This is a genomic window from Sphingorhabdus sp. (assembly GCF_044357595.1).
Lineage (GTDB): Bacteria > Pseudomonadota > Alphaproteobacteria > Sphingomonadales > Sphingomonadaceae > Sphingorhabdus_B.
On record NZ_JBIKPH010000151.1, the window covers coordinates 1 to 5,418 of the forward strand.

Below are 5,418 nucleotides of genomic sequence, written 5' to 3' on the forward strand. Positions count from 1 at the left end.
TTGCGCTTTTGTCGGCGCTCGACGGCGACGGTTATGTGTTTCGCGTCGACATGCGGCTACGCCCCTCGCCTGAGGTCAGCCCAATCGTCCTGCCCGTCGAAGCGGCCATTGGCTATTATGAATCGAGCGCATTGGCGTGGGAACAAGCCGCCTTCATCCGCGCCCGCGTAAGTTCCGGCGACCGGCCGTTGGGCGCCTATTTCATGCAGGCGATTACACCCTTTATCTGGCGCAAATCTCTGGATTTCGGGCAATTGAAGAATATCACCGCGATGACGGCGCAAATCCGCGATCATTATGCCAAGGGGCAGAAAATGGGCCTCGGTTTCGACCTCAAGCGCGGCCATGGCGGGATCCGCGAGTGCGAATTTTTCGCGCAAGCGCATCAGCTTATCCATGGCGGCCGCGACCCGGTCTTGCGCGTGCCAGACACCCGCGCCGCATTACAGGCGCTGGCGGCGGCTGGACCGATTAGCGCGCAAGAGGCAGAGACATTATCATCCGCCTACACCGATTTACGGACATTCGAACACCGCCTGCAAATGCACAGCGACCGGCAAACGCATGAAATTCCCGCCAACCGCGATACCGCCGATGCCGTCGCGCGCCTGCATGGTCTGACCGATGCAGACGCGTTGATTGCCGCTATTGAGCCAATCACTGCGCAGGTCGCGGCAATCTATGACCGGATGGTGGACGCAGGCGGCAGCGCAGGGCCGCGTATGGCGGACGAAGGTCTGCCCCTTGAGGAGCAGCTGACCGATTTGGGCTATGCTGACCCAGCCGCCGTGATGCAGCGTTTGGTCCGCTGGCGCAGCGGCAAGATCCGCGCGATCCGGAGCGAATCGGCGCGCGACGCGTTTGAAACGGTGCTGCCCGCGATCATGGCGGCATTGGCGCAAGCGCCGGATTCGGACCGCGCCATCGCGCGTTTCGACAATATGATTGAGGCGATGCCCAGCGCAATCAACGTCTTCCGTTTGCTTGAGGCGCGCCCCGGCCTGCTGCAATTGGTCGGCGATATTTTAAGCTATGCGCCGACACTGGCCGACGATTTGGGCCGTCAAAGCCGCTATCTCGATGCGCTTATAGATACCAGCGCGATGCATTTGCCCGGCGACGTGGCGGCGTTGCAGGACGCGATGCAGCGGAGGATTGGCGACGCCGATTATCAATCCACGCTCGATATTGTCCGCGATTATGTGGGCGAAAAACGCTTTGCGCTTGGCGTGCAGTTGATTGAGGGGCGCAACGACGCCCTCGATATCGCGCGCAGCTACGCGCATTTGGCCGAAGCATCCTTGCAGACATTGACAGCAGCGACGGTCGCCGAATTTGAAAAGGCGCATGGCAAGATTGCGCGCAGTGAGCTGATTATCTTGGCGCTGGGCAGGCTTGGTGGGGAAGCGTTGACGCATGCGTCGGACTTGGACCTCATTCTGCTGTTCAGCGGCGATCATCTGACCGAATCCGGTGGACCACGCGTGCTTGGCGCCACGCAATATTTCAACCGGCTGGCGCAGCGGGTCATCGCGGCGATGTCGGTCGCGACAGCATCTGGCGCTTTATATGAAGTCGACACGCGGCTTCGGCCCTCCGGCGCGGATGGGTTGCTGTGCGCGTCGGTCAAAAGCTTTGCCCAATATCAGCGCGACGATGCTTGGACATGGGAGCATATGGCACTGACAAGGGCGCGTGTGCTGTTTGGTTCCGCCGATGCACGGCGCGCCGTCACGGAGATCGTTTGGGATGTATTGAACACCCAGCGCGATAGCGTCGAGCTGCACACAGACATCACGACAATGCGCAAGGATATGGCCGCGCACAAGCCACCCAAGGGCCCGTTGGACGTCAAGCTGCTGCCCGGCGGATTGGTGGATATGGAGTTCATAATTCACGCACTTCAGCTGCAGACACATGCGGGCATGAAACCGCAGCTTGGCCCGGCGATTGACGCTTTGGTGGTGGCTGGACATTTGCCGGGAGAATTTACCAAGGCCTTTGCTTTGATGTCGCGGTTGCTGGTCATGATACGTTTGATCGCGCCCGACTGCGCCACCCCGCCCGAGGCGGCCCAACTTCTGATTGCACACAGCCTTGGTTTTGCAGATTGGGACGGCTTAATAGATGCGATTAGGGATTATCGCGGGCTTGTCATCGCCCAATGGCAAAGCTTATTTGGCCCACGCGATTTTTGAAAAGGAACGAAATATGACCGAAATAAACGACACGCTGCCCGATGTCGCCGTCGCCGATAGCGCTGGCAATGCGGTTAATCTGGCGGGCTTGCAGGGGCTGTTTGTGCTGTATTTTTACCCCAAAGCGGACACGCCGGGCTGCACCAATGAGGCCAAGGATTTCACAGAGCTCGCCAGCGACTTTGCCGCGCTGGGTTGCCCTGTTTATGGCATGTCAAAGGACAAGCCCGCCAAGCTTGCCAAATTTGCCGCGAAATATGCGTTGAATGTCCAGTTGCTGTCGGACGAAGCAAGCGACGCCACCGAACAAATGGGCGCTTGGGTGGAGAAATCCATGTACGGCAAACTCTATATGGGCATTGACCGGTCGACATATCTGGTCGGCAAAGACGGCAAGGTTGCGCAACTGTGGCGCAAGGTGAAGGTAAAGGACCACGCAGCAGAGGTGCTGGCTGCGGCGAAGGGTTTGTAAACAAGACCTCAGCAACCCATTCCATCGCCCGATGACAGGCCGCGGGTGATTCGGTGGCCGTGCACAGCCTGAATCCCTTCTATAACCGGGAAATCTCCCACGTTTCGGCGGGAACAAACGGGTTCGAGGCGCGTTGTTACAAGTGCCAGTTATTGCCAAAACCATGTTGGAAAATACTGGTAAACCGCCACTTTAGTGGGTTGCTGAACGCTCCATTCAACGACTCAACGCATTTGAGCGCCGGTTTGTCCCGCGATTATTGTGGGGATGTTGCATTCGTTTGAACCATCGGACACCACCCTTTTCATACGGGTTGGGCAGGTCAACTGTCCCGATCAATCTTCGGGACTGCGTCAGAAATGGCGTGGGTCGCAACAAAAAGGTAAGTACTCATCATGGTATCCAGCGCTTTGGCTTCGTGCCAATCACTGATCCTTAAAGCTGCGTCCGCTATTGGCATCTTGGTCGCTGTTTCAGTTGCCACACCTGCGCTTGCAAATTCGGCTGCCGCATCATCTGATACTTTCCGCATCTCCTCCGACGAACTTAAAGCAAACCAAAGCGCTCTTGGGTTTTCGGACCCAGAATTTCGTGCATTGAACGACAGCTGGGGCCGCATTAACGGCACCGCTATCAAGGTCGAAGTTGCTGTTCCTTCCATCAACCCTGTTGAGATCATGAAATTCTCCAGCGGTTACGGATACCGCGAAGCCCCAATGCGCGGCGCAAGTCGCAACCACCAAGGCTTGGATATTCCTGGCGCAGTGGGCTCGCCAATCTTTGCAACCGCAGACGGCACCGTTGGCCGTGCGGAATGGGTTGGCGGATATGGCAAGTTTGTTGAAATCAACCATGGCAACGCGGTGCAAACGCGTTACGGCCATCTGTCCGCGATGAATGTGATCCCGGGCCAGCGCATCCGCAAGGGTGACATATTGGGCTATATGGGTTCAACCGGCCGTTCAACCGGAAGCCATCTGCATTATGAAGTGCGTATCGCTGGTGAAGCGATCAACCCAACTGCATTTCTTGCGCCACTGAAGTCAGACCCAAGCGGCGCAAAACTCTTGCTTGCAGCGAAAGCTAATGATACCAGTTCAATAGGCGGTCCTGCTGAAGGCGAGTAAGCGGACAGGCCAACGCATCACCTTTGGGAGAGGGTGTAATCTTGGGGCTGGCATTGGAAACTTTGCCGCCCCTTTTCTTTATGTGCTGATTGGCCTACATTAACCTTATGACCGAAACCGAAGTCATTTCCATGACGCCCGTTATTTCCATGACAGCCAATGCCGCGCGCCGCGTGGCCGAAATCGCGACGAAGCTCGGCAAGGACCCCGTGCTTCGGCTTTCGGTGGATGGTGGGGGTTGTTCGGGCTTTCAATATCGCTTTGGCTTGGCGGACTCGATTGAGACCGACGATATTCAAGCCCAGGGCGAGGGTGCATCCTTAGTCGTCGATCCCATCAGCCTTGATCTTGTGCGCGGATCAGCGGTGGATTTTGTCGAATCGCTTGGCGGCAAGAGCTTCAAGGTCACCAACCCGCAAGCGCAAGCCGGTTGCGGCTGTGGATCAAGCTTTTCGGTTTGATGCGATAGCACGCACCCGCTAGGGCCGCTACATGCGTATCGCGACTTACAACATCAACGGCGTCAAAGCGCGCCTTCCCCGACTGCTTGAATGGCTGGAGGAAACCCAGCCCGATATTGCCTGTTTGCAGGAGGTGAAGTCCCAGGATGAGGGCTTTCCCGTCGCGGACTTCGAACGCGCGGGTTATGGCGCGATTTGGCATGGGCAAAAATCGTTTAACGGCGTCGCCATTCTTGCCAAGGGCGCGCAACCCGTTGAGACGCAGCGCACCTTGCCGGGCGATCCGTTGGACGAACATGCCCGCTATTTGGAGGCAGATGTTTTCGGGCTTCGCGTCGCCAGCCTTTATCTGCCCAATGGCAATCCGCAACCGGGGCCAAAATTCGACTATAAGCTGGCGTGGATGCAACGGCTATATGCCCGCGCGGCCGAATTTCTGGCAGCGGAGATACCAGCGATATTGGCCGGCGATTATAATGTCATTCCGCACGCGCATGACATTTGGGCACCCGGCGCAATGCTGGACGATGCCTTGCGCCAGCCTGAAAGCATCGCGGCCTATCGCGCGTTGCTTGGCCAAGGCTGGACCGACGCGCTGGCCACTCATTATCCGCAAGGCGGGGTGTGGACGTTTTGGGATTTTCAGGCGGGCGCATGGCAACGCGACCATGGCTTTCGCATTGACCATCTGCTGTTGAGCCCGGTTGTGGCCGATCGCCTGACCAGTTGCGGCGTCGATAAGGACCATCGTGGCCGCGAAAAAGCCAGCGACCACGCGCCGACTTGGGTCGAATTGGCGGACTAAAACAGATATTGTAGCACTCGCTACATTTTGTTATGTAGGCCGTATCATTTGGGAGCTTGATCATGACCTTATTCCGCATTTTCTGTTCTGCAATCATTGCCGCAGTGAGCATCTATACGACAATCGTCATCGCGAACCACGGCATGGGACTGTATCCGATATTTTTCGGCGACATCGCGAACATGACGTGGCGCGGACAGTTCAATGTCGATTTCTTGTGCTTCCTCTTAATGTCTGGCGCTTGGGTCGCATGGCGGCACGCATTTTCGCTGAACGGACTTTTACTCGGCTTTGCGGCCTTCAATCTTGGCGCGCCGTTTTTGGCAGGCTATCTGTTGATCGAAGGATATCGGAA

6 protein-coding genes and 1 pseudogene are annotated in these 5,418 nt (G+C 57.2%); all 7 read left to right on the plus strand.

Going from position 1 to position 5,418, the window contains the following annotated elements; genetic code table 11:
- On the plus strand, positions 1-2,198 hold a 2,198-nt coding region (locus ACIQ2T_RS11780; protein WP_397590983.1), incomplete at its 5' end, for a glutamine-synthetase adenylyltransferase.
- Positions 2,199-2,211: 13 nt separating this feature from the next.
- Positions 2,212-2,670, plus strand: coding sequence for a peroxiredoxin (locus tag ACIQ2T_RS11785; protein WP_397590984.1), 459 nt, complete (start codon positions 2,212-2,214; stop codon positions 2,668-2,670).
- A 50-nt stretch (positions 2,671-2,720) separates the two neighbouring features.
- Positions 2,721-2,954: pseudogene (locus ACIQ2T_RS11790) on the plus strand (DUF455 family protein); the annotation flags it as partial.
- A 111-nt stretch (positions 2,955-3,065) separates the two neighbouring features.
- On the plus strand, positions 3,066-3,797 hold the full coding sequence (locus tag ACIQ2T_RS11795) for a M23 family metallopeptidase (protein ID WP_397590985.1): 732 nt from the start codon (positions 3,066-3,068) through the stop codon (positions 3,795-3,797).
- A gap of 107 nt (positions 3,798-3,904) precedes the next feature.
- Positions 3,905-4,258, plus strand: a complete 354-nt coding sequence (locus ACIQ2T_RS11800; RefSeq protein ID WP_371930347.1) for a HesB/IscA family protein — start codon at positions 3,905-3,907, stop codon at positions 4,256-4,258.
- Positions 4,259-4,289: 31 nt separating this feature from the next.
- Entirely contained in the window at positions 4,290-5,063 is a 774-nt protein-coding gene (xth, locus tag ACIQ2T_RS11805) for an exodeoxyribonuclease III (protein WP_397590986.1), read from the plus strand.
- A gap of 62 nt (positions 5,064-5,125) precedes the next feature.
- Positions 5,126-5,418 (plus strand): hypothetical protein (locus ACIQ2T_RS11810; RefSeq protein WP_397590987.1); only part of this gene is annotated, 293 nt, incomplete at its 3' end.